General features: G+C 33.9%; 29 protein-coding genes. 20 read left to right on the forward strand and 9 right to left on the reverse strand.

Annotated features, from left to right (window positions below):
• Positions 1-26: 26 nt before the first annotated feature.
• A complete protein-coding gene (motA, locus tag I862_RS06020) occupies positions 27-920 on the reverse strand; it encodes a flagellar motor stator protein MotA (protein ID WP_038541589.1) in 894 nt (297 codons plus the stop codon).
• A 118-nt stretch (positions 921-1,038) separates the two neighbouring features.
• Here motA and I862_RS06025 point away from each other — a divergent pair, with 118 nt between their 5' ends.
• On the forward strand, positions 1,039-2,037 hold the full coding sequence (locus I862_RS06025; protein ID WP_038540089.1) for a magnesium transporter CorA family protein: 999 nt from the start codon (positions 1,039-1,041) through the stop codon (positions 2,035-2,037).
• Between the two features lie 813 nt (positions 2,038-2,850).
• On the opposite strand, the gene rplI is transcribed toward I862_RS06025, so the two are convergent.
• The 6 genes from rplI to I862_RS06055 form a co-directional block, all read right to left on the reverse strand.
• A complete protein-coding gene (gene rplI / locus I862_RS06030; protein WP_038540092.1) occupies positions 2,851-3,348 on the reverse strand; it encodes a 50S ribosomal protein L9 in 498 nt (165 codons plus the stop codon).
• A gap of 15 nt (positions 3,349-3,363) precedes the next feature.
• The gene (gene rpsR, locus I862_RS06035; protein ID WP_052646504.1) at positions 3,364-3,627 is read right to left on the reverse strand and encodes a 30S ribosomal protein S18; all 264 of its coding nucleotides are present in this window, start codon (positions 3,625-3,627) and stop codon (positions 3,364-3,366) included.
• Between the two features lie 21 nt (positions 3,628-3,648).
• Positions 3,649-4,017: a 30S ribosomal protein S6 gene (rpsF, locus tag I862_RS06040; RefSeq protein ID WP_052646505.1), complete on the reverse strand. Its 369-nt coding sequence runs from the start codon at positions 4,015-4,017 to the stop codon at positions 3,649-3,651.
• A gap of 137 nt (positions 4,018-4,154) precedes the next feature.
• Positions 4,155-4,913, reverse strand: a complete 759-nt coding sequence (locus I862_RS06045) for an MBL fold metallo-hydrolase (protein WP_038540096.1) — start codon at positions 4,911-4,913, stop codon at positions 4,155-4,157.
• Between the two features lie 14 nt (positions 4,914-4,927).
• A complete protein-coding gene (locus I862_RS06050; RefSeq protein ID WP_038540099.1) occupies positions 4,928-5,707 on the reverse strand; it encodes a TatD family hydrolase in 780 nt (259 codons plus the stop codon).
• 9 nt (positions 5,708-5,716) lie between these two features.
• On the reverse strand, positions 5,717-6,037 hold the full coding sequence (locus I862_RS06055; RefSeq protein ID WP_038540102.1) for an HU family DNA-binding protein: 321 nt from the start codon (positions 6,035-6,037) through the stop codon (positions 5,717-5,719).
• 286 nt (positions 6,038-6,323) lie between these two features.
• Here I862_RS06055 and I862_RS06060 point away from each other — a divergent pair, with 286 nt between their 5' ends.
• The 5 genes from I862_RS06060 to I862_RS06080 all read left to right on the forward strand — a co-directional run bounded on the left by I862_RS06060 (position 6,324) and on the right by I862_RS06080 (position 8,608).
• Positions 6,324-6,581, forward strand: coding sequence for an AtpZ/AtpI family protein (locus tag I862_RS06060; RefSeq protein ID WP_052646506.1), 258 nt, complete (start codon positions 6,324-6,326; stop codon positions 6,579-6,581).
• Between the two features lie 8 nt (positions 6,582-6,589).
• Entirely contained in the window at positions 6,590-7,318 is a 729-nt protein-coding gene (locus I862_RS06065) for a F0F1 ATP synthase subunit A (protein ID WP_038540105.1), read from the forward strand.
• Between the two features lie 19 nt (positions 7,319-7,337).
• Positions 7,338-7,577 carry a F0F1 ATP synthase subunit C gene (locus I862_RS06070; RefSeq protein ID WP_038540108.1) on the forward strand — a complete coding sequence of 80 codons (240 nt, stop codon included), beginning with the start codon at positions 7,338-7,340 and terminating at the stop codon, positions 7,575-7,577.
• A 79-nt stretch (positions 7,578-7,656) separates the two neighbouring features.
• Positions 7,657-8,118: a F0F1 ATP synthase subunit B family protein gene (locus I862_RS06075; protein ID WP_038540112.1), complete on the forward strand. Its 462-nt coding sequence runs from the start codon at positions 7,657-7,659 to the stop codon at positions 8,116-8,118.
• A 10-nt stretch (positions 8,119-8,128) separates the two neighbouring features.
• Positions 8,129-8,608 carry a F0F1 ATP synthase subunit B family protein gene (locus I862_RS06080; protein WP_038540115.1) on the forward strand — a complete coding sequence of 160 codons (480 nt, stop codon included), beginning with the start codon at positions 8,129-8,131 and terminating at the stop codon, positions 8,606-8,608.
• A 147-nt stretch (positions 8,609-8,755) separates the two neighbouring features.
• Here I862_RS06080 and trpS read toward each other — a convergent pair whose 3' ends face one another.
• Positions 8,756-9,760 (reverse strand): tryptophan--tRNA ligase, encoded by a 1,005-nt coding sequence (gene trpS, locus I862_RS06085; RefSeq protein WP_038541601.1) that lies wholly within the window; start codon positions 9,758-9,760, stop codon positions 8,756-8,758.
• 262 nt (positions 9,761-10,022) lie between these two features.
• Here trpS and I862_RS06090 point away from each other — a divergent pair, with 262 nt between their 5' ends.
• The 13 genes from I862_RS06090 (at position 10,023) to ccoP (ending at position 21,122) form a co-directional block, all read left to right on the forward strand.
• Entirely contained in the window at positions 10,023-10,793 is a 771-nt protein-coding gene (locus I862_RS06090; RefSeq protein WP_038541604.1) for a cytochrome c1, read from the forward strand.
• Positions 10,794-10,804: 11 nt separating this feature from the next.
• The gene (gene ubiB / locus I862_RS06095) at positions 10,805-12,313 is read left to right on the forward strand and encodes a 2-polyprenylphenol 6-hydroxylase (RefSeq protein WP_052646507.1); all 1,509 of its coding nucleotides are present in this window, start codon (positions 10,805-10,807) and stop codon (positions 12,311-12,313) included.
• A 127-nt stretch (positions 12,314-12,440) separates the two neighbouring features.
• The gene (locus I862_RS06100; RefSeq protein ID WP_038540117.1) at positions 12,441-13,157 is read left to right on the forward strand and encodes a Bax inhibitor-1/YccA family protein; all 717 of its coding nucleotides are present in this window, start codon (positions 12,441-12,443) and stop codon (positions 13,155-13,157) included.
• A gap of 114 nt (positions 13,158-13,271) precedes the next feature.
• Positions 13,272-13,832: a c-type cytochrome gene (locus I862_RS08555; protein WP_038540120.1), complete on the forward strand. Its 561-nt coding sequence runs from the start codon at positions 13,272-13,274 to the stop codon at positions 13,830-13,832.
• Between the two features lie 25 nt (positions 13,833-13,857).
• The gene (locus tag I862_RS06110; protein ID WP_038540123.1) at positions 13,858-14,301 is read left to right on the forward strand and encodes an NfeD family protein; all 444 of its coding nucleotides are present in this window, start codon (positions 13,858-13,860) and stop codon (positions 14,299-14,301) included.
• A gap of 30 nt (positions 14,302-14,331) precedes the next feature.
• Positions 14,332-15,264, forward strand: a complete 933-nt coding sequence (locus I862_RS06115) for an SPFH domain-containing protein (protein WP_038540126.1) — start codon at positions 14,332-14,334, stop codon at positions 15,262-15,264.
• 13 nt (positions 15,265-15,277) lie between these two features.
• The gene (locus I862_RS06120; protein WP_038540129.1) at positions 15,278-16,336 is read left to right on the forward strand and encodes a methyltransferase; all 1,059 of its coding nucleotides are present in this window, start codon (positions 15,278-15,280) and stop codon (positions 16,334-16,336) included.
• A gap of 75 nt (positions 16,337-16,411) precedes the next feature.
• Positions 16,412-17,125, forward strand: a complete 714-nt coding sequence (locus I862_RS06125) for an MlaA family lipoprotein (RefSeq protein WP_052646508.1) — start codon at positions 16,412-16,414, stop codon at positions 17,123-17,125.
• Between the two features lie 10 nt (positions 17,126-17,135).
• On the forward strand, positions 17,136-17,738 hold the full coding sequence (locus tag I862_RS06130) for an MlaC/ttg2D family ABC transporter substrate-binding protein (RefSeq protein WP_038540132.1): 603 nt from the start codon (positions 17,136-17,138) through the stop codon (positions 17,736-17,738).
• 204 nt (positions 17,739-17,942) lie between these two features.
• The gene (gene ccoN / locus I862_RS06135; RefSeq protein ID WP_038540134.1) at positions 17,943-19,379 is read left to right on the forward strand and encodes a cytochrome-c oxidase, cbb3-type subunit I; all 1,437 of its coding nucleotides are present in this window, start codon (positions 17,943-17,945) and stop codon (positions 19,377-19,379) included.
• Between the two features lie 12 nt (positions 19,380-19,391).
• A complete protein-coding gene (gene ccoO / locus I862_RS06140; RefSeq protein WP_038540137.1) occupies positions 19,392-20,120 on the forward strand; it encodes a cytochrome-c oxidase, cbb3-type subunit II in 729 nt (242 codons plus the stop codon).
• On the forward strand, positions 20,120-20,284 hold the full coding sequence (locus I862_RS08275; protein ID WP_084173811.1) for a cbb3-type cytochrome oxidase subunit 3: 165 nt from the start codon (positions 20,120-20,122) through the stop codon (positions 20,282-20,284). The genes ccoO and I862_RS08275 overlap by 1 nt, the downstream gene beginning before the upstream one ends.
• Positions 20,274-21,122, forward strand: coding sequence for a cytochrome-c oxidase, cbb3-type subunit III (gene ccoP / locus I862_RS06145; protein ID WP_052646509.1), 849 nt, complete (start codon positions 20,274-20,276; stop codon positions 21,120-21,122). Before I862_RS08275 ends, ccoP begins: the two co-directional genes overlap by 11 nt.
• A 198-nt stretch (positions 21,123-21,320) precedes the next feature.
• On the opposite strand, the gene I862_RS06150 is transcribed toward ccoP, so the two are convergent.
• Complete coding sequence (locus I862_RS06150; RefSeq protein ID WP_075260616.1) at positions 21,321-21,554, reverse strand: hypothetical protein; 234 nt, start codon at positions 21,552-21,554, stop codon at positions 21,321-21,323.
• Positions 21,555-21,867: 313 nt separating this feature from the next.
• On the opposite strand from I862_RS06150, the gene I862_RS06155 reads away from it, so the two are divergent.
• A complete protein-coding gene (locus I862_RS06155; RefSeq protein WP_038540145.1) occupies positions 21,868-22,182 on the forward strand; it encodes an HU family DNA-binding protein in 315 nt (104 codons plus the stop codon).
• Positions 22,183-22,215: the final 33 nt, after the last annotated feature.

Consider the following 22,215-nt stretch of genomic DNA (forward strand, 5'->3'; position numbering starts at 1 on the left):
TTTTGTACACCAATTAAACTATTATATCAATCTGATTGAGGTGCAGCTTCTTTATTTTCCACTTTTAAATCTTTCATTGCTTCTTCAAGTTCAAAAAATGTCGGCTGATAAACCCCAGGCACGTTACCTCTGCCGATCTCTACCGAAATTTGTGGGGCATTCCCCTTTAGATGTGCAATAATTGTATCTCTGATAATAAATAAAAATTGCAGATCCTGCATATGAATTGCCTTAGCTTTATTCGACATAGGGCCGACAATACAATAAGCTAAAAACACTCCTAAAAATGTTCCGACCAACGCACTACCGATCATCATCCCGAGCACAGAAGGCGGTTGATCAATAGAAGCCATAGTTTTTATAACCCCAAGTACCGCAGCTACGATTCCGATCGCCGGCAACGCGTCTGACATGGTTTGTAATGCATCTGAACCCGCCGTAACCTCATGAGCATATTTATCCAATTGCCTTTGCATGTTATCTTCAATTTGGTAGGGGTCTTCAAGACTCATGGTGACTATCCTTAAAGTATCACATATAAAACTGATAACAAACTTATCAGCTAATATTTTAGGAAATTGACTAAATATAGAGCTCTCACTCGGCTTTTCAATATGCTCTTCAATTACTAATATTCCTTTAGTTTTAATTGTTTTTGTAATCAAAAAGAGTAAGCATAAAAGATCTTGGTAATCTTTCTTAGACCATTTAGTACCTTTAAAGCACTTAACAACATCGGATAAACATTTTTTTAAAGTGCTGGTTTTATTGCCTACAATTGTTGCACCGACTGCAGCGCCACCGATTACTAACATCTCAAACGGTAATGCCTCAAGAATAACTCCTATACTACCGCCATGCAAAGCATATCCGCCGAATACCGCTCCGAGTATGATTATTATCCCTACTATTAAAAGCATTTTTTCTCCCCCCAAACACATTTACTATTTAAAAATGTTGCTTTGCTCGTTTTTTCATTTAAAAATATATTCTTATTTAAGACTTTACTAAACAAGCATAGTTGTCAAGAGTGTAGTCATGATTATCGCATATATAAATATTAATAACACATTGAATAAAGTAGAATTAGAACCGGGCAACACTATACCTGTAGGTTGTGTTTGGCTTGATCTTTTAGAACCTACTATTGAAGAAGAAAAATTTATTGAGAAATCATTAAATATTGATGCTCCGACTCGTGAGGAGATGAATAAATTTGAGGTAATGAGTCCTTTTTATAAAGAGGGAGATGCTTATTATATGACCGTGACTGCTCTTCACAAAGCTGAATCCGAATATCCCGATGCTACGGCCATCACATTTATTATAACTCCGAATTATTTAGTTACTCTAAGATATCATAGGCCACGACCGTTTAATAATTTTGCCGCACGCGCAATGAGGCAACCTGAGATTTGTTCTTCTCCTGAAATTGTTCTTGAAGGATTAATTGATTCATTAATTGATAGAATAGCAGATGCGCTTGAAAAATCCGGAAATGAGCTTGATAGTATTTTAAAAAGTATTTTTGAAAAGAAAGTAGTAAAGGGTAATAATCAAATTAAAGATAATTCTAAATTTTATTATAACAATGTTATAAAGAAAGTCGGGCGCACCGGTAACGTAATTTCTAAGAATCGTGAAAGCTTACTTAGTATTAATCGTATGCTTATTTTTTATAGTCAGATTGATACTTTAAAGAATCCGAGCCGGAAAGAAACGCGTGCTAAGTTTAAAACTATTACCAGAGAGGTTATATCCCTTACCGAGTATGCTAATTTCCTTTCACAAAGAATAAGCTTTTTACTGGATGCTACACTCGGAATGCTTAGCGTTGAACAAAATTCGATAATTAAAGTATTCACAGTTGCAGCTGCCGTATTTATGCCGCCAACCTTAATTGCAAGTATTTATGGTATGAATTTTCATAATATGCCTGAATTGGATTGGACCTATGGCTACCCGATAGCAATTTTATTTATAATCATTTCTGCTATTGCCCCTTATTATTATTTTAAAAAGAAAGGTTGGTTATAGTTCAAAAAGCAACTATTCACATAATTTTTTGTAACTCCCTAATAAATCTCTATAGGTGAGGATCAGATTATGCATTGGGGATTTCATTAAACTCAAACCATTGTTGAACTCCACTAAACTCATTTTAAATTTAGTTCTTCTAGACCACCCATGCTTGACAATTTCTTTGGTAGTCTTCATTGATTTTAAAAATACCCTCTATGTGTGAGCCAAAATTGTGCTTTACTTATGATTAATAAGAAGAAGTTTAGAATTTTTCTCATCAAACAAAGCAAAATAATAAACAGTATGCTTATTAGGTATGTTAGGTTTTAAGGTTTGAGATATTAGACACTACGTTTTTAATCCGCCTGAAGGTATTCTCAATATGAGCTTGCCTAAGTGTGTCTAGTGGAATGATATTTGAAATGGCATATATAATGTGATCGGTTATTGTTTGTTTATTTATAACAGTACTTATCATTTTCACTTTAGAAAAATAATTTTTCAATAACTAAAATTCTTTAAAATCTTTAACCTTTTTGAAAAAAGGTCGGAAGCTCGGAAAAAATGCTGTGTTCTCTAGTTGTCTCATCTAAACTTCAATTAAGAACTATTCTATATTTTGTGTTCGCGTGGCAATTCATAAATGAATATTTTTATTTCGACTATAGGTGCCTTGCTCGCATTAAATAAAAATATACAACATTAGCTATCACAAAAATATTATCTATATTCTTTTAATAAAAAACCTCCTAAAGTTTACCTTTAAGAGGTTTTAAAAATTGACTTGTTATATAGCTTTAGTAAAAAGCTTTATATAAGAGTGTAAGCTTAGCTTGCGACTTGAATAGTAGAAGCTTGTAAACTTGCTTTTCCTTCTTGCTCAGTTCTTGCAATACTAAGAGCAATTTTAGCTTTTACTTCTGCATGAAGATTTAAGGTAACCTCATAAACTCCAATTTCTTTAAACTTAGAAGTAATTACGACACTATCCGGCGAAATCACAATTTCCGATACAACTTTTACTGCATTAACTATGTCTCTGGCAGTAACAGAACCATATAGCCTTCCGTCTTCCGCAGCTTGCCTAACAATAACTACCCCAACCCCGACAAGCTTTTGAGATAATTCTTCAGCAGCTTCCTGTTTCTTTAAGTTCTCTGCTTCAATAGTTGCTCTTTGCTGTTCAACGTAGGCAATATTATCTTTTGTAGCTCTGATTGCTTTTTTGCGTGGAAGGAGATAATTTCTGCCGAAACCATCAGCAACGTTTACTATTTCCCCTATTTTTCCAAGCTTATCTACTGATTCAATTAAAATAACTTGCATGTTTTATCTCTGAACTTAAATGGTTGTGAATGGTAATAATGCGATATTTCTTGCTCTTTTAATCGCATTCTTTAATTCTCTTTGCTTTTTAGCAGAAACTGAAGAAATCCTACTTGGTAAAATCCTACCCTTTTCTGAAATAAATTTTTTAAGCAACTGAATGTTTTTGTAATCAATTTCTGGTGCATCTTTACCGCTTAATGGGCAACGCGAACCTTTTTTACTATATTGCTTTCTATTAAAAAGCACTGAATTTGAAATAATATTATTTTCAGACATACAAACCTTTTTTATTTAAATTTATACTTCGGCCGCTTCACCAAAGCTACCGATATCAGAAGGAGCTTGCATCATAGGCGTCGGTGCATCGTCAATTTTATCAACTTTAATATTAGAGAACATTATAACATTTTCATCAATTTTATAATTTCGTTCTAATTCCTTAATTACATCCGAAGAAGCTGACAACCCGAGATAAACGTAATGACCTTTTTTATTTTTTTTCACAATGTATGCAAGCTGCCTTACTCTCCAATATTCTTTCTTTATAAGAGTAGCGCCTAAGTTTGTAGCAATATCAATAAACTTGCCAGCAATTTTGTGAACATCAGCCTCGGAAATATCCTGCCTTAATATAAAAATTGAATCGTAAAACGCCATTTTTGTCATTTTTATCTCGTACTCCTTGAGCAAATATGCTTTTTATAAATAATTCTTAGAAGGTGCATATTAAGAGAAATATTTATTTTTGCAAGCTTTTATTAATGCTTATGATAAAAGAAAGAATCATTGCTAACAACAAATATTTACAAATCAATTACCATACCGTCGTATGCAGGAATTATATGTTTAGGCAATATTCGCTTCAATTCATCATATTCCATGGTATGCGCCATATGCGTCAGAACGGTAAGCTTCGGGTTTACTCTCGCTACCCAATTCAATATAAGCTCCAGATAAGCATGTGAAGGCATCCAATAATAACGCATGCAATCTAAAATCCACACCTCTGTACCTTCCAATAATTTGTAACTCAATTCAGGTATTTTGTTAAGATCAGTAGAATATGTGAGTTTCCCGAATTTAAAGCCTAAGGAATGTATACCGCCATGAATTTGAGGCAAGCTTTGCACCCTTATATCTCCAACCATAAAATTTTCATCTGTTTTTATAATATTCGGAGTTAAGCGAGGAGGATAAAGTGGGCTGAATTGTCTAAATATATAGGGGAATCTCTGCATTAAAAAAGTATGTGTCCTTTCATCCATATATGCAGGGATAGGCTTTTTATCTTTACTTAATAATTTTATATCATCAATTCCTGCGACATGATCCGCATGATCATGAGTGTATAAAACAGCATCAACGTGCTTTATTTTATTATTCAGTGCCTGCTGCCTTAAATCAGTGGAAGTATCTATTAAGATTTTTGTATTGTCTGATTCCACTAATATTGATACGCGCGTGCGGTTATTTTTAGGATTTTCTGATTTGCAGACTACGCATTCACATCCGACTTCAGGCACACCATTTGAACCACCGCATCCTAAAATCGTAAACTTCATATCTCACCTCAGCTTCAATTTAATTTAGCCTTGTTAAACAGCTTGAAAAAATTTTGTGTAGTCTCTTGGCAGAAATGCTCAAAATTCTCCCCCCTTAAATCAGCTAAAAATTCTGCTGTATGCTTAACAAAGCTAGGCTCGTTTCTTTTACCCCTTAGAGGTGTCGGCGCGAGATAAGGTGCATCGGTTTCAACTAAAAGCTTTTCCAGCGGAATCTTTTTAAACAATGAATGCAAATCGTGCGCATTTTTAAAAGTGACAATTCCTGAAGCAGAAATATAAAATCCTAGCTCTAAGCTTTCCATGGCAAGCTTCTCTGAGGAAGTAAAGCAATGTAAAACTGCACTAAAGTCTTTTTGCTTTTTGTATTCTCTTAAAATATTTATAGTATCCGAATCAGCATTTCTAGTATGTATAATAAGAGGCAATCCGGTTTCTTGTGCCGCTAATATATGCTCAACAAATGATTCATGCTGCAAAGCCTTATGCTCGGTATCATAATAGTAATCAAGGCCGGTTTCGCCGATTCCAATTACTTTGCTGTTATTGCATATATCTGCAATTTCATTTGCTTTATAAATCCTAGTATCCTTAATATTCAAAGGATGTGTGCCGACTGAGCAAAAAATAGGAAAGTCATTTTTGGTTAGCTTATGAATTTCTTCCCACTGGTCAAGGTTCGTACAAATAGTCTGCATTGCAATAACACCTGCTAATTTTGCACGCTTAATTACATCTTCAAAATCAGCTTTAAATTCATTAAAATCCAGGTGGCAATGTGTATCAATAAGCATTTATATTTTTTATGAGATTAAATGTATATTGTCATTTATCCTCTTTTTTAGCTTAGGTGCAACTTTAAATTTCACAACTTTCCTAGCCGGGATGGTTGCCTCTTCCATAGTTTTAGGGTTACGCCCCAATCTTTCTTTTTTAGATTTAGAAATAAAAGATCCGAAAAGCCTGATTTTAATTTCATAGTCTTCACAAATTCTGGAAATCAAAAAATTAATCAGCTGATCAACCATCTCAGAAGATTTAGTTATATTAATTCCACTTTCCCTTTTTATAGCTCTGGCTAAAAATTCTCTGGTTATAGTGCTTTTATTTAAACATGAGATCATCTTATTTACTTTCAATAATTAATGTTATATTGAAGTAATTTTACGAACAAAACACTGATAAATCAATTATTTATAAGTTAAAGTTTTATTAAATAAAAACTAAGATCAAAAGAATGCAAAGGCTACCCAAAACCTGACAAACCCAGCACCCAAGCAGCAAAAGGAGTATTTTCATCTTAACTAACTTAAAATATAATAGGTATATATAACTAAAAATATGATCATTGTTGACTTTTTAATATAACTTAATATTGTTATACGGCTATAGATACTCTCGGTACCGGTATTGAAAGAATTAGAGGATAAAATCAAGCAAATAAAACAAAAAGAGGATAGCTCAAATAATCCTGAGAGATTTGATTATTCACGATTATTGGTTGACCTTTTTTCGGGCTTGATTGTTGGAGCATCGCTAGGATATTTCATTGATAAATCCTTAGGAACTTTGCCTCTGACATTGTTTATATTCACTATATTAGGCACTGCCGGCGGTTTCTATAATTTTTATAAGCATTTTAAAAAATTTGAAATTAATAAAAAATAATTGAGAAAATAATGCATAGCCCATTAGAACAGTTTAAAATTCAGGAACTATTTCACTTAGAACTTTTTGGAATAAACGTATCATTTAATAACTCAGCCCTTTTAATGTTAATCACCCTAATAACTTGTGTACTCTTTTTAAGCTTAAGCATAAGAAAGAAAGCGCTCATTCCCGGCCGCTTACAAACTTCGGCAGAAATGCTATATGAGCTCGTTGACGGCATTATAGAAGGCACTACCGGCTCGGAAGGCAAAAAATATATGCCGATTATTTTTACTACCTTTATATTTGTGCTCTTCTGTAATTTACTGGGGATGATTCCTTATAGCTTTACAATTACCAGTCATATTATCGTAACCTTTGCAATAGCTGCCAGCATATTCATAGCTATAACTATCTTAGGTTTTATAAGACACGGGTTCCATTATTTTTCATTATTTTTACCCGAAGGAACCCCTTCTTTACTTGCCCCGCTTATGATATTAATTGAACTTTTCTCCTACCTTTCAAGGCCGGTTAGCTTAGCCGTGAGACTTGCAGCAAATATGACCGCTGGGCACATTGTAATGAAACTCCTTGCCTCCTTTACTATTATGGGTGGGCTTACTTTAGGAATTTTTCCATTTGCGTTCTTGACAATAATGCAAGGATTTGAAATATTCGTCGCTGTACTACAAGCATATATTTTTACAATTTTAAGCTGCGTGTACTTAAATGATGCCATTAACTTACATTAATAAATTTTAGGAGTAGAATATGGAGACTGAAGGAATTAATATCGGATTAAAATATATAGGGGTTGGTTTATCAGCTTTGGGAATGTTAGGTGCGGCGCTTGGTGTTGGTAATATCTTCGTGGGCTTGTTAAACGGTATATCCAGAAATCCTTCCGTAGAGTCTAAACTTACCAGAAGTGCGTTTATCGGAGCTGCTTTATCTGAAGCTATGGGACTATTTGCATTCTTGATCGCATTAATGCTGCTTTTCGTAGTATAAGTATATATCTCGATAAAAAATAGTTTATTTATTGCTAAAGCAGTAATTATTTTGTATAATTTGGTTTTTGGAAAATTTTATGCCTCAGCTTGATATAAGTTCATTTTCATTACAATTATTTTGGCTGGCTGTAATCTTTCCATTGCTTTACTTGTTTATCGCTAAGTTTTTCTTACCGACAATAAGTGAAGTAGTGAAAAATAGAGCATTAAGAGTGAAGATAGATTTAGTTGAGGCTGAAAAAATGATTACAAATCATAAGGCTTTAAAATCCGAAATTGCCGTTACGTTAAGTGAAGCTAGAACTAAGGCTTTAAACTTAAAAGCAGACGTTGTTTTAGATGCTAAAAAAGCGAGCGATAAGGAAATCAAAGAATTTGAAACAGCCCTTGCCGAAAAAACAACTGAAAACCTTAATAAGTTAGAAGTTATAAAACTTCAGTTAAAAAGTGAGCTGCCAGCTGTAGTAAAAGATCTAAGTGAAGAAATTTTTAAAACTGTTCTAGATGAGTTTCATAACAGCTCACAAAAAGTAAATTAAGGTAGATAGTATGTTCAATGAAGGTTTTTGGGTTTTAGCATCTTTTATAATATTTGTTGGCGCCATATTTAAGCCGGTAAAGGCAATTGTATTAAAAACTTTAGATGAGAGAACAGATAAAATTATACATGATTTGAACGAAGCTGCTAAAATTAAAGAAGATGCATTAAACATGCTTCAAGCGATCGAAATTGAACATAATAATATTAAACAAAGCGCCAAAGATATTCTTGATAAAGCTCACCTTGAAGCTAAATCCATATTAGAAGAATCAAAAAAGCAAGCTGAGAAAATTACTCAGAAACGCTTAGAGCTTACTATGCAACGAATTTCCCAACAAGAGCAGCAAATTATCAGAGATATTAAAACTGAAGCAGTCGATTCTGCCCTTGCGATCGTACAACAAATGCTAGTTGAAGACTTAGATAAAAACATTAAATTAGATTTAATTGATGATAGTATAAAATCTCTAAAGAAATTTGTTCATTAAATTATATATATAACTAACATAACTATTTATAAAATCAGGCTGTATTGAATAGCCTACTCCTTGTAAGTTGGATTAAAATAAATATTTGTTCAAATGGCTTTATAACTCTTCAGAATCAAGCAATATAATAAGCAGAGTTATACTGCTTTATAAAATAAATCCGACTATCTCTTTCACTTGATTTATAGTCTTTGCTGCAATTTCATTTGCCTTCTCTTTACCACTTTCAAATACACTTAAGAGATAATCTTCATTTTTAACTAAGTCGTTAATATTCGTTCTAATCGGAGAAAGCTTCTCAATCAAAAGTTCGCTTAATGCATCTTTAAATTTCGCATTATTAAACCCGGAAAGTTTAGCGCTAACTTCCTCAATAGATTTATTTTCTAAAGTGGCATATATGGTTAAGAGATTAGAAATTTCAGGGCGGTTTTCTTTATCATAATAAATTTCCCCTATTGCATCGGTTTTTGCTTTCTTAATTTTTTTGGCAATAGTATCATTATCATCAATTAAATTGATTCTTGCCAGGTCTGATGGGTCGGATTTACTCATTTTCTTAGTTCCGTCCTGCAAACTCATAATACGGGTTGCAATTTTGTGAGTAATCGCATTAGGAAGCTTAAAATACTCGTTCCCGAACCTGCGGTTAAAAGCCCCGGCAATGTCCCGTGCAAGTTCAATATGCTGAATTTGATCATCGCCGACAGGTATGTGTGTTGCATGGTATAATAATATATCAGCAGCCATTAACACCGGATATGAATATAAACCTAAGGAAGCATTTTCTCTATCTTTACCGGCCTTTTCTTTAAACTGAGTCATACGATTTAACCAACCGAGCGGTGTAATGCAGCTAAAAATCCATGCGAGCTCAGCATGAGCACTAACACTCGCCTGATTAAAAATTATTGATTTCTCCGGATCAAGACCACAGGCAAGATATGCAGCAAGATTTGTAAGTAAATTTTGTCTTAACTGTTTGGGATCATGAGGTAGTGTTATAGCATGCTGGTCTACTAAGCAAAAGATACACTCATATTCATTTTGCATTTTCACCCAATTCATAATTGCGCCTAAATAATTGCCAAGGGTAAGATTACCGGTCGGTTGCAATCCTGAAAAAACTCTTTTAGGTGTATGTGTATGCATAAGCTTTAACATTATATTTTTCAAAATTTATAACATTTATTATGCTACAAGCAAGCGGTAACATGCGTTTATAAGTGATAAAGAACAAAACTTAAATACCAAAAAATACAAAATGAATCTTTACTTTGCTAATTTAACTTATTTTTATTTTAAAATTTATAAAAATTCATAACCTGTTGAGCTTAAAAAATTTGCTCTACAAAGGGCTAATTATATGTTAAGTTTATTTGAATTTAATATTCGGGGATTTATATTTTTATCTATGCAGGTTAGAAAATTATTATTAATTTTGTTTATTTTTTATGGCAATACTGCGTTTGCTAGCTCTGAACACACGCCTGAGTTGAAAAATGTTGATTGGTCTTTTGACGGAGCCCAAGGCACTTTTGATCGACAATCGATTCAGAGAGGATTAAAAGTATATAAAGAAGTGTGCTCAGCTTGCCATTCTCTTAAAAGAATTGCTTTTAGGAACCTCACTGACTTGGGTTTTTCGGAAGAAGAAGTTAAAGCGATTGCTGCAGGCTATAATATTCAAGACGGACCTAACCAGGAAGGCGAAATGTTTGAAAGGCCGGGCAGACCTTCAGATTATTTCCCGCCCATCTACCCGAATGAGCAGGCTGCCAGGGCGGTAAACAACGGCGCATTTCCTCCTGATCTGTCTCTTATGGTTAAGGCTAGAGAAGGCGGAGCTGATTACATCTATTCATTATTGACCGGCTATCAGTCAGCGCCTCCGAAAGGAGTTAAGCTTGGTGAAAACATGTATTATAATCCTTATTTTGTAAATGGTAGCGGGCAGATTGCCATGCCGCCTCCCATCACTACCGATAACCAGGTGGAATATACTGATGGCACGATTGCGACTACTGCGCAGATGACCAAAGATGTGGTTAATTTTCTACAATGGGCATCCGAGCCGGAAATGGAAGAGAGAAAAGGCCTGGGGATTAAAGTTATCATCTTCACTTTAGTGTTTACTATATTGTTTTATTATGCCAAAAAACGCATATGGCGCAGAGTTAAATAAACCTATAGGAAATGATCAATTTTATTGCGAATACTTTTAGATTACTTAAAATTCTTCTAATATTGCTTCTTAGCGGGGTTCCTTATTCTCTGCTAAGATTAGTTCTATTAAACAATTTAAGTAGAGAAAGAACTATCCGAAAGATGGGTAACCAAATTAATAATTTTCTCCTTAGAAGCGGCCCTTCCTTTGTAAAACTAGGTCAGACCCTATCGACAAGGCCTGATATTATCGGTGAAAGTTTATCAAACTCTTTGTCAAAACTGCAAGATAAGGTTCCGCCTTTTAACTTTACGAGTGTAGAAAGAACTTTAGAAAAAGAATTTAAAACCTCTCTCGATAACTTATTTAAAGAATTTGATAAAACTCCCGTGGCAGCAGCCTCAATTGCACAAGTTCATAAAGCAGTAACTTTTGATAATGAGCCTGTTGCAGTCAAAATTTTGCGACCGAATATAGAGAAGAAGTTCAATAATGATTTAAAACTTTTTTACTTTATTACTGAGTTTCTATTATTTTTTTTTCCTCCCATTAAAAGCTTTAAACTGGATCAGGTAGTAAAGACCCTTGAGCATTCAGTGAGCATTGAAACGGATTTAAGGATCGAAGGAGCTGCCGCTGACCAACTCCGGGAAAACTTTGCTAATGATGATTCCGTATATATTCCGCAGATGCGATGGGATTTAACTTCTAAAAGAGTGCTAACCCAGGAATGGATAGATGGAATACCGATTAATGAACGCCAAAAATTAATTAAGGCAGGCCATAACTTACAACAAATTGCTAAAAACTTAGCAATTACTTTCTTCAATCAAGCTTACAGAGACGGGTTTTTTCATGCAGATATTCACCCCGGCAATGTAATGATTAATAATGCAGGAAAAATTGTTCTGATTGATTTTGGGATTATGGGAAGTCTGGAAAAAGAAGATAGAGTATTTGTCGCAAAAATATTATACGGCTTTATCACCAGAGATTATAAAGCAGTTTCCGATATACATTTTGAAATGGGCTATGTTCCTCATACGCAATCCCGTGAAATTTTCGCCTTAGCCTGTAGGAGTGTCGGCGAGCCGATAGTAGGCATGCCGGTAAATAAAATATCTATAGGTAAATTATTGAAGCAATTATTTGAAATCAGTAAAAAATTTGATATGAATATCCAGCCGAAGTTTTTACTCCTGCAAAAAACGTTGGTGACTGTTGAAGGAACAGGTCAGTCTTTGTATCCGGAAGTAAATATGTGGCAATTAGCCGAGCCATGGATTAAAGATTGGGCTCGACAAAATTTCGGGATAAAAGCTAGAATTAAAGATACCAAAGCTAATATAATTAAGTTGTCTCATGACTTGCCTAAAGCAGTAGATAAGATGCTAAGTTTTTTTGATAAAATGGAAAAAAATGTTGATACCCAAGGTTTTAAGATAAATAACCGACCGGAACCTAAAGCTATGCCTTTTAGCTCATTAAAAATTATAGCTATATTTATTGTAGGTATGAGCATTGGATTAATGTTTTAAATCTATCTGAATTGATTTAGAATTATTAAAGAATGTTTAATTATACCATACATCTTGAAAACTCATTAAAATGTATTATATTTAGAAATAATGTTTTAATGATTTACTGGATAACGAAGAGGTAAAAATGGATTATACAAAATTGAATCAAGCAGGCTATACTTCTTCCCAAGCTACATATGATATGGGGCTAAGGGATTATATGGTAGCTATATATAAATATATGGCTTTTGCTTTAATCTTAACCGGGGTAGTTGCATTTACGGTCTCTACTTCAGAAGCAATGATGCAAGCGATATTTGGTAGTCCGCTCGTATGGGTGGTAATGCTTGCCCCTATTGGGATTGTATTTTTTTTAAGTGCATCGTTTCAAAGGTTAAGTTTGCAAGCTGTGCAAACAACTTTTTGGGTTTATGCCGCAACTATTGGCTTATCATTGTCTTCAATATTTATGATGTACACCGGAACCAGTATAGCAAGAGTATTTTTCATTACAGCTTCAGTGTTCGGGGCTATGAGCATTTATGGTTATACAACTAAAAAAGATCTTACCAATTTCGGTTCATTTTTAATTATGGGCTTAATTGGAGTTATCATAGCATCAGTTGTAAATATATTTTTAAAAAGCTCTATGATGGAATTTATGCTATCTTTAATCGGTCTTTTCATATTTATCGGTCTTACTGCTTATGACGTACAAAAAATTAAGCATACATACTATGCTGTAGGCGGTAGCGGAGAAATGGCTTCTAAAGTTGCGGTTTACGGAGCATTAAATTTATATATGGACTTTATCAATATATTTCTTCATTTACTCCGTTTCATGGGCGATAGAAGAGAGTAGTACTAATTTTATAATTAGAAGCGAGGGCAACTTAACAGTTGCCCTTTTTTTATTGAAATATTAATCTTATAAATATAATATTTAATATAATTTTTTTAATGGACGAGTGGTTTTGTGAGGGAAAGTTTTGAGTTTGATAAAATTGTTATAGCGATCGCGATTGCGATGTTTACTATAATAATGAGTGCTAATATAGGAAGTATGTTTTATATTCCCCATCCCTTTCCTTTGAAAAAAGGGTTTAAAGTGGATGTGGCGGAAACTACTGCATCGAATACTTCTGCACCACAAGGTTTGCCTATCACTATAGATATGGCTGCTATTATGTCTGCTGCCAACCCCGAAGCAGGCAAGCAAGTGTTTACAAAATGTGCAGTATGCCACACTATTGCAAAAAACGAGGCTAATAAAGTAGGGCCTAATTTATGGGGTATCGTCGGAGCTCCTACCGCAAGGCATACGGAATTCAGCTATTCTTCAGCGATGCAGAACCATTCTAAAGAGGGTGGTAAATGGGGATTTGAAGAGTTATATCGTTACCTCTATGCACCGAAGCAATATATCCCCGGAACAAAAATGGCGTTTGCAGGTATTAAGAATGATAGTGATAGAGCTAATTTGATAGCTTACTTAAGAACCATGTCTGATAGCCCGCTTCCCATTTCAACTTCTTAAATGATATATAGGTTCTTAAAAAAATATGGAATATTTTACTAAAGAGTTTTGGTTTTTATTAACAGGAATATTTATAGTATTAGAAGTAGTTTTAGGCTTTACTATAGTTTGCTTATTTGCGGCGCTATCGTGTTTTACGGTAGGAATAATGGTTACTTTTGATTTGGTTCCAAATGCTATTCAACAATTAGCTTACTTCTTTGGTTTCACTTTTTTATGGACGATAATCGCTTATAAGCCTTTAGTTAACTTAGTTAAAAAAGCGCCTAAAGACTCATATAACAATATTATTGGCGGTATTGCAGAAGTAACGGAGGGAAATTTAATATTCGGTAAAGTAGGGAATGTTAAGTGGTCAGGCACTATTTTTAAAGCCATGCTTGCAATTGATGCAGAGGAAAAAGAAATTTCAGTAGGTAAAAACGTTACAATTGTTGCAGTAAAAGAAAATATCTTTATTGTTAAATAAAAGAATTATAAATTTCAATGAGTTATTAATATGGAATACGGGTTTTTAATCTTCTTATTTGCTCTGTTTCTTATTGCCTGGATGGGAGTAAAGATTGTCCCGCAGCAACAGGCATGGATAATTGAGCGTTTGGGTAAATATAATAAAACTTTAGAACCGGGACTTACGTTAATAATACCATTTATTGATAAAGTAGCTTATAAGCACTCTTTAAAAGAACGAGCCGTTGACGTTCATGAGCAGGCAGCAATTACACAAGATAATGTTACCCTACTGCTTGACGGCGTAGTTTACTTAAAAATCATTAACCCGGTAGATGCTTCTTATGGAGTTGAAAACCCTTATTATGCCGTAGTGCAATTAGCACAGACTTCCATGCGTTCCGCAATCGGAAAAATACATATGGATAAAACCTTTGAAGAGCGTGAAACATTAAACACTCATATTGTACATGCAATCAATGAAGCAGCATCTACCTGGGGCATACAGTGTATGCGCTATGAAATTAAGGATATAAAGCCACCCACTAATGTTGTAAAAGCCATGGAAATGCAAGTGGCGGCCGAAAGACAGAAGCGAGCGGATATTTTAGAATCCGAAGGTAAAAAACAAGCTCAGATAAATATAGCGGAAGCTAATAAACAAGAAGTAGTGCTTGCTTCGGAAGCAGCAACAATTGATCAAATCAACCGTGCAAACGGTGAAGGAGAGGCGATTCAGACGATCGCAAATGCAACTGCTCAGGGTATTGAAAAAGTCGCTCAGGCAATTCAGGCAAACGGTGGCAAAGAAGCGGTAGCTTTACGGGTTGCCGAGCAATATATAAATGCTTTCGGCTCACTTGCTAAAGAATCAAATGCGGTAATTATTCCCGCTAATACCAATGATGCAAGCGGTATGATCGCACAAGCTTTAACAATATTTAATAATATTAGTAGCAAGATTACGGAAAACAAATCCTGACGGGGGATACGGAATGAAAATTTTAACTATGCTTAACACAAAATTTGAGCTGATTAAAAGCACTTTTAATCAAATTAACTTTAAAGAGTTATCTAACCAAGCTGTAACTATTTTTAAAAATAATTTTCAAGATGTTATTAGCAAAAGCAAAAATATAGCCCAAACTAATTTTGACTTAGGGATGTATCATTATCTGCTGGGCAATAGATCAGATGCAATCCTGCGTTTTAATATAGCAAAATTTATTAACCCTAACTATATTGCTTCAGATTACTACATAGGTCGTTGTTACCTGGAAAGCTTTAAACACCAAAAAGCCAGAGTGTACTTCGAAAAGTACCTAAATTCGAAACATCAGGATTTTATAGAAGAAACTCAATATTGTATAAACCTGCTTAATAACAAAGCGGCTGAGATAAGCTCTATACCCAAAAGTATAATCAAAGCAACCTTTGATATAATTGCTCAAGCACTGGATAATAACAAAATTATTATCCAACAGCAGGATATCATTCCTCAGCAAAGTTTATTCTCCAGTACTATACAATTATTAATGGCGAAGAATAAACCATTTGGAAATGATATTTTAGATATTGGCTCCGGCACCGGTATAATGGGTAAATTTTGCCGTGTTCAAAAAATTGCCAATATTATAATGGGGGTAGATATCTCCTCACTTATGGCGAGGCGCGCATCTTATCTTATGCTGGATGATATGAAAGTTTATAATAATGTTAAAGTTATTGATTATGAATCATATTTAAAAGATCCTAATACATTAAATTTTAACTTCGATATTATATTTGCTTCTGATCTTATAACTTATAATTCTAACTTAGACTTTTTCTTTCAAAATATTTACCCTATTGTTAAAGAAGCAGGTTTGCTTGGTATTACCTTTAAAACAACAAATAATAAAGATGTTGAATTTAAACCATTATTTGAGCAGTTTTATTTTTCTTCGGAATATGTTAAAACTATTGCTGATAAGTATAGTTGGAAGCTGGTTAAGGAAGAGAATACAACCTTTTCCAATAACGAGCAAGGTAAGGTTATTATCTTTAGTAAGTAACTAAAAATTAACTATTTATTTACCTTTGTATTCTAATATAGATTTATTAAATATAAATTAGGATATATAAGTATCATGAGAACACATTTTGGTCTTGCTTTGTTATTAGTATTTAATTTTTTATCTTTTAACGCAGATGCTTCCGATGATTTTGAAGAGGACAGCAGCGAAGAAGAAATATATATCAATAACTCAAATAATATAGCTGCACGAGACCCTTTTGAAAAATTTAATCGGGCAATATTTAAGTTTAATAAAGGTTTGGATAATGTAGTTTTAAAACCTGTTTCCCATACTTATAAAATACTTGTTCCTGAGTTCGGAAGGGATAGAGTACATAATTTTCTTCAAAATTTAACTGAGCCGGTAAATTTTATTAATGGCTTATTACAGTTAAACCCTAAAAAATGTACAACTGCTGTTGCCAGGTTTATAACCAATACTTTTTTAGGACTGGGCGGAATTCATGATGTGGCAGGAGAAGCAGGTTTGAAATATTTAAAAACAGGCTTCAGTGAAACTTTAAGTACTTATGGAGCTAAAACTGGATCATATTTGGTGTTACCATTAATTGGAAGCTCTAGTATTAAAGATGCTTTCGGTTTTGCAGCCGATACATTAGCTGATCCTTTTAATTATGCACTCAACAGAAAAGCAGCCTATGCCAGAACCGGTATAGTTACAATTGATAAGAGAAGCTATTTACTGGATACAACCGATTACTTAGAACAATCTTCTATGGATGAATATGTCACTTATAGAAGTTTATATTTTCAAAAAAATCAATAGAAGGTAAGCCATGCGTATTATTAAACATTTCATATTCATAATAATTGTAAGTATTATTTCGACTCATAACCTTATCGCAAATGCAGCAGCTGATAATAATAATAAAAAAGCTTCCGAATTTGTGGATACTAATGCTAAAAGAGTTATCGGGGTGCTGAGTAATACTGATAAAAATACAAAAAAGCTTGAGTTAATTGCACTCTTTTTAGAAGTAACCGATTATGAGTGGATGGCAAAATTCGTCCTCGGCAGATATTGGTCTACACTATCGGCAGCTGAACAAAAAGAATATACAGATGCTTATAAAAACTATTTAGTTTCCATATATGTTCCAAAATATGAAGAATATAATAAGCAAACTTATAATATTTATGCTTCAACTTCACTAGGCAATGAGCAGTATCAAGTTTCAATGAATATTTCCTCTCCTTCCTCTAAAGAAGCTGTACAAATAGAATATAGGCTTAAAGATTACGGAAGCACTTTCAAAATTAGGGATATCGTGGCTGAAGGAGTTAGCTTACTTGCAACTCAAAGAGCAGATTTTTCAACTTTCCTATCTAATAATAATATAAAAGATTTAATTGATAATCTTAAATCAAAATCCAAATAATAATTTCTGAATTAATTAATAATGAGCCATATAAAATATTAATATTCTTAATGGCTCATTATTTTATAAAATATCCGGATTTTCTATATAATACAAAGGCAACTTTCTTAGTATAAAAAATAAATTGAAGCTTTGTTCTTCTCTTAAGTTGAAGAAATTACATTTTCATGTTAGCTTAATTTAGTATAATTGTAAAATTTCATTATGAATAATAGTATTAAAACTTTAGATATTAAATATGATAATCAAATTGTAAAGCTGTTCACTCTAGCTACGCTTTTTTGGTTGATAGTAGGCTTGGCGGCAGGGGTTTATGTTGCTTTAGAGCTTGCATACCCAAGCCTTAATTTTGGGATTCCCTGGTTAAATTTCGGAAGATTACGGCAAGTTCATACTACAGGTGTTTTATTTGCATTTGTGGGCAATGTTCTTTTCGCAACATCTTTATTCATTGTACAAAGAACTTGTCAAGCTAGGCTTGTCGGTAAGAAGCTTGCCTATATTATGTTTGCCGGGTATCAATTTTTCATAATTATAGCTTTATACGGCTATTGCGTAGGGATTACTCAAAGTCGTGAATACGCAGAGCCTGAGTGGTATGCGGATCTTTTACTTCTATTTGTGTGGCTGATATACCTTTATGTATATATAGGAACAGTAGTAAAACGTAAAGAACCTCACATCTATGTAGCAAACTGGTTTTTCATGGCCTATATTATCGTAGTTGCAATGCTCCATATAGGGAACAACTTATCTATTCCGTTATCATTATTCGGTTCGGAAAGTGTATATTTGTTTTCGGGGGTGCAATCCGCTATGATACAGTGGTGGTACGGTCATAGTATGGTAGGGTTTTTACTTACTACGGGTATTATCGGGATGGTTTATTATTTTATTCCTAAAAGAGCAGGACGCCCGATTTATTCTTATCGTCTTTCTATTATGCACTTTTGGGCATTGATATTTTTATATATTTGGGCGGGTGCTCATCATTTACACTTTACGGCGCTCCCTGATTGGGCACAAACTTTAGGAATGGCTATGTCGATTATCTTATGGCTTCCGTCTTGGGGAGGCATGGTGAACAGTATGATGACTCTATCGGGAGCTTGGTATAAATTAAAAGAAGATCCCGTACTTAGGTTTTTTGTAATAGCATTAGCATTCTATGGTATGAGTACTTTTGAAGGCCCTTTAATGGCAATAAAAACAGTAAATGCTCTTAGCCATTATACTGAATGGACAATCGGGCATGTACACTCAGGAACTTTAGGATGGGTTGGTCTAATTAGTTTCGGTGCTTTATATTGTCTTATTCCCGTGCTTTGGAATAGAGAGGAAATGTATTCAGTTAAATTAATGAGTCTCCATCTGTGGCTCGCATGTATCGGAATAATTTTATACATAACTTCTATGTGGGTAGCGGGAATTACCCAAGGTTTGATGTGGAGAAGCTATGATGAAATGGGCTTTTTGAAATATTCATTTATTGAAGTTGTTTCCGTTTTACATCCTTATTATGTAATTAGAGCGCTGGGAGGAATATTCTACTTATTAGGAACCGTGATAATGGTTTATAATGCCTGGATGACTATTACTTCTAAGCAGCGACAAGAAAAGCTTACACCGGCAACAATATAAAAAGTTGATAATATGGCAAATTTACACAGCAAAATAGAAAAAAATGTTTTTATACTTTTATCTCTGGCTTTAATTACTACTATGATTGGGGGCATGGTTGAGATTTTACCTCTTTTTAAAAAAGAAATTGCTATGGAGAGAGTAGAAGGCATGCGCCCGCATACTCCATTAGAGCTGGCAGGATTTAATATTTATAAGCGTGAAGGTTGTTATAATTGCCATAGCCAACAAATTCGTTATTTACGCGACGAAGTGGAAAGATACGGGCATTATTCTTTAGCAGCCGAAAGTATGTATGATTATCCTTTTATTTGGGGATCTAAGCGTACAGGTCCTGATCTTGCACGGGTAGGCGGAAGATATTCCGATGATTGGCATGTTACCCACCTTATCGATCCAAGGAGCTTAGTTCCGGAATCAATTATGCCTAGCTATCCTTTTTTACACACGACAAAGCTTGATTATTCAAAGATAGCTGATGAAATGAAAACTATGAAAATGATCGGGGTTCCTTATACAGATCAAGATATTAAAGATTATGAGAATGATATTAAAATTCAAACCGGTATAATTACTGAAGATAAACAAATTACCGACTTCCAAAGCCGGTATAATAAAGCAGCAGTTCGCAAATTTGATAAAGAAGCGGAAAATATTACTGAACTGGATGCGTTAGTTGCTTACCTCCAAGCGATCGGTAACAAAGTTGACCTAAAAACCAATCAAGGAAGAAACTGGTGATGGCAAAATATATGAATCCGGAAATACTTATTTTAATATTAATGTTATTAAGCTTTATTGGAATAGTAGCATGGGTTTTTCGCCCTCATTCAAAGAAAAAATATGAAGAATATAGCCAAATTCCATTAAAAGACGAGAAGGGGACTAAACAAGGTGAAAAATAACAAAAACCGAAAAATTGAAGTTCAAGATACCGGTCATGAGTGGGATGGTATAAAAGAATATAATAATCCTGACCCATTATGGTTAAGATACACATTTTATGCTGCATTAATATTTGCTTTAATTTATTGCATGCTATACCCCTCTTCTCCGACACCGAATAATATTGACATACTTAATTGGTCCTCAATTAATGAGCTTGATGAAAAACTTAAAGAAGTAGAAAAAATCAGAGCTGCCTATCAAACTGATTTTGATAAAGCTTCATTTGAGGAAATTTTGAAAAGCCCTACCCTGAAGAAATTCGCTTTAGCCGGAGGGAAATCAACTTTTAACAACAACTGTGCAGTTTGCCACGGAGCCGGAGGAAGCGGTAACATCGGATATCCTAATTTAACCGCAGGTGCATGGCTGTGGGGCGGAAAAATAGATGATATATATACTACTCTGAAACACGGAATAAGATCGGAAGACCCTGAAACCAGAGAATCGGTAATGGCAGCATTTGGCCGCGATAAAATCCTGGCACCTGAGCAAATAGGGAAATTAGCTGATTATGTGATTTCTTTAAGAAATGGTGCGGATACAACTTCAGAAGCTCATAAATTATTTCAGGATAACTGTGCAGCTTGCCACGGAACACAAGGACAAGGCGGAAGAGAATTCGGGGCTCCCGCCCTTAACGATGCCGTGTGGTTATATGGTAGTGATAAACAAACTATATATGATGTAATTTTTAACGGTAGGGGAGGTGTAATGCCTTACTGGGAAGGAAAGTTATCCGACTCTTCAATTAGGCAGGTTGCAATTTATGTGCACCAGCTTGGCGGCGGAGAATAACTATATTTACGCTAAAAATGAAAGTAATGAGATCTTACCGCATTCATTAAAGCATATTATATTATTAAATTTAGTTTTACGGTTAACAACCATTTAATAAAAAAAGGAATTATATTTACATATAATTCCTTTTTTCTAACACTAAATTTTATCATTTAAGAGAATTATATATGAGCTAACCCAAGTAAATTAAATGTATTATTTGTTTTCTTCGCCTTTGTTAGAGTAAGAAGAAGAATGAGCCATTTGTTCTTTACGTGCATTACCACCTTCTTTACCGATAGCCTCATAAAATTCTTTACCATGAGTTTCTTTGGTAGTATTTCCGCCTTTTTGACCCATTGCAGCGTAATTATCGTGCATTTTTTGCTTTTCTTCAGCGCTTAAATTTTCTGTGTTTTTATTTTTATTGTTTTCATTAGAAATAGCCATAATAGCCTCCATTAATTTGTTAATGTTGTCATTTGTGGTATGTCTTTAGTAAAACACAAGTAGCCTTCTTGGGTTACATTAAATTAAATCAATTTTCACTTCAGCTTTTATGCTTATTTTATATATAGTGCTCTCTAACTAATTTGGTTTAATAAATTCAATATTTTAATATTACTGCACTATAGCACGATATTTATTTTATATTTATAAAATATCTAATTAATTTAATAATACATCCTAACATATAACTTTAATACCTCAGCTATATTATGTATTGTTAAACCTATGATAGATAACAAATAGGTTAAATTCTATGGATAAGATCTTATATAAAAAAGATGTAGTTACATGGTTAAAAAGGTTTAATAGAGATTTACCTTTATTTAAATTAGAAGAAATAGCAAATATATTTTTTCAAGAAATCTCTGTAGCATTAATATGCGGTGACAGAATTGAATTAAGAGGATTCGGCTCTATGTTGGTAAAGAAAAGGGCAGCTAAAGTCGGAAGGAACCCTAGAACTAATCAGCAATTAGAGGTCGGGAATAAAGGCTCATTACAATTTAGACCCAGCAAGGAACTTTTAAAAAAACTTAATACCCTAAAAAAACCGGCTAATTTTGCTTAGAACCCGGTTCTCAATTTACCCTATTCCAAAACT

The organism is endosymbiont of Acanthamoeba sp. UWC8, assembly GCF_000730245.1.
Lineage (GTDB): Bacteria > Pseudomonadota > Alphaproteobacteria > Rickettsiales > Midichloriaceae > Jidaibacter.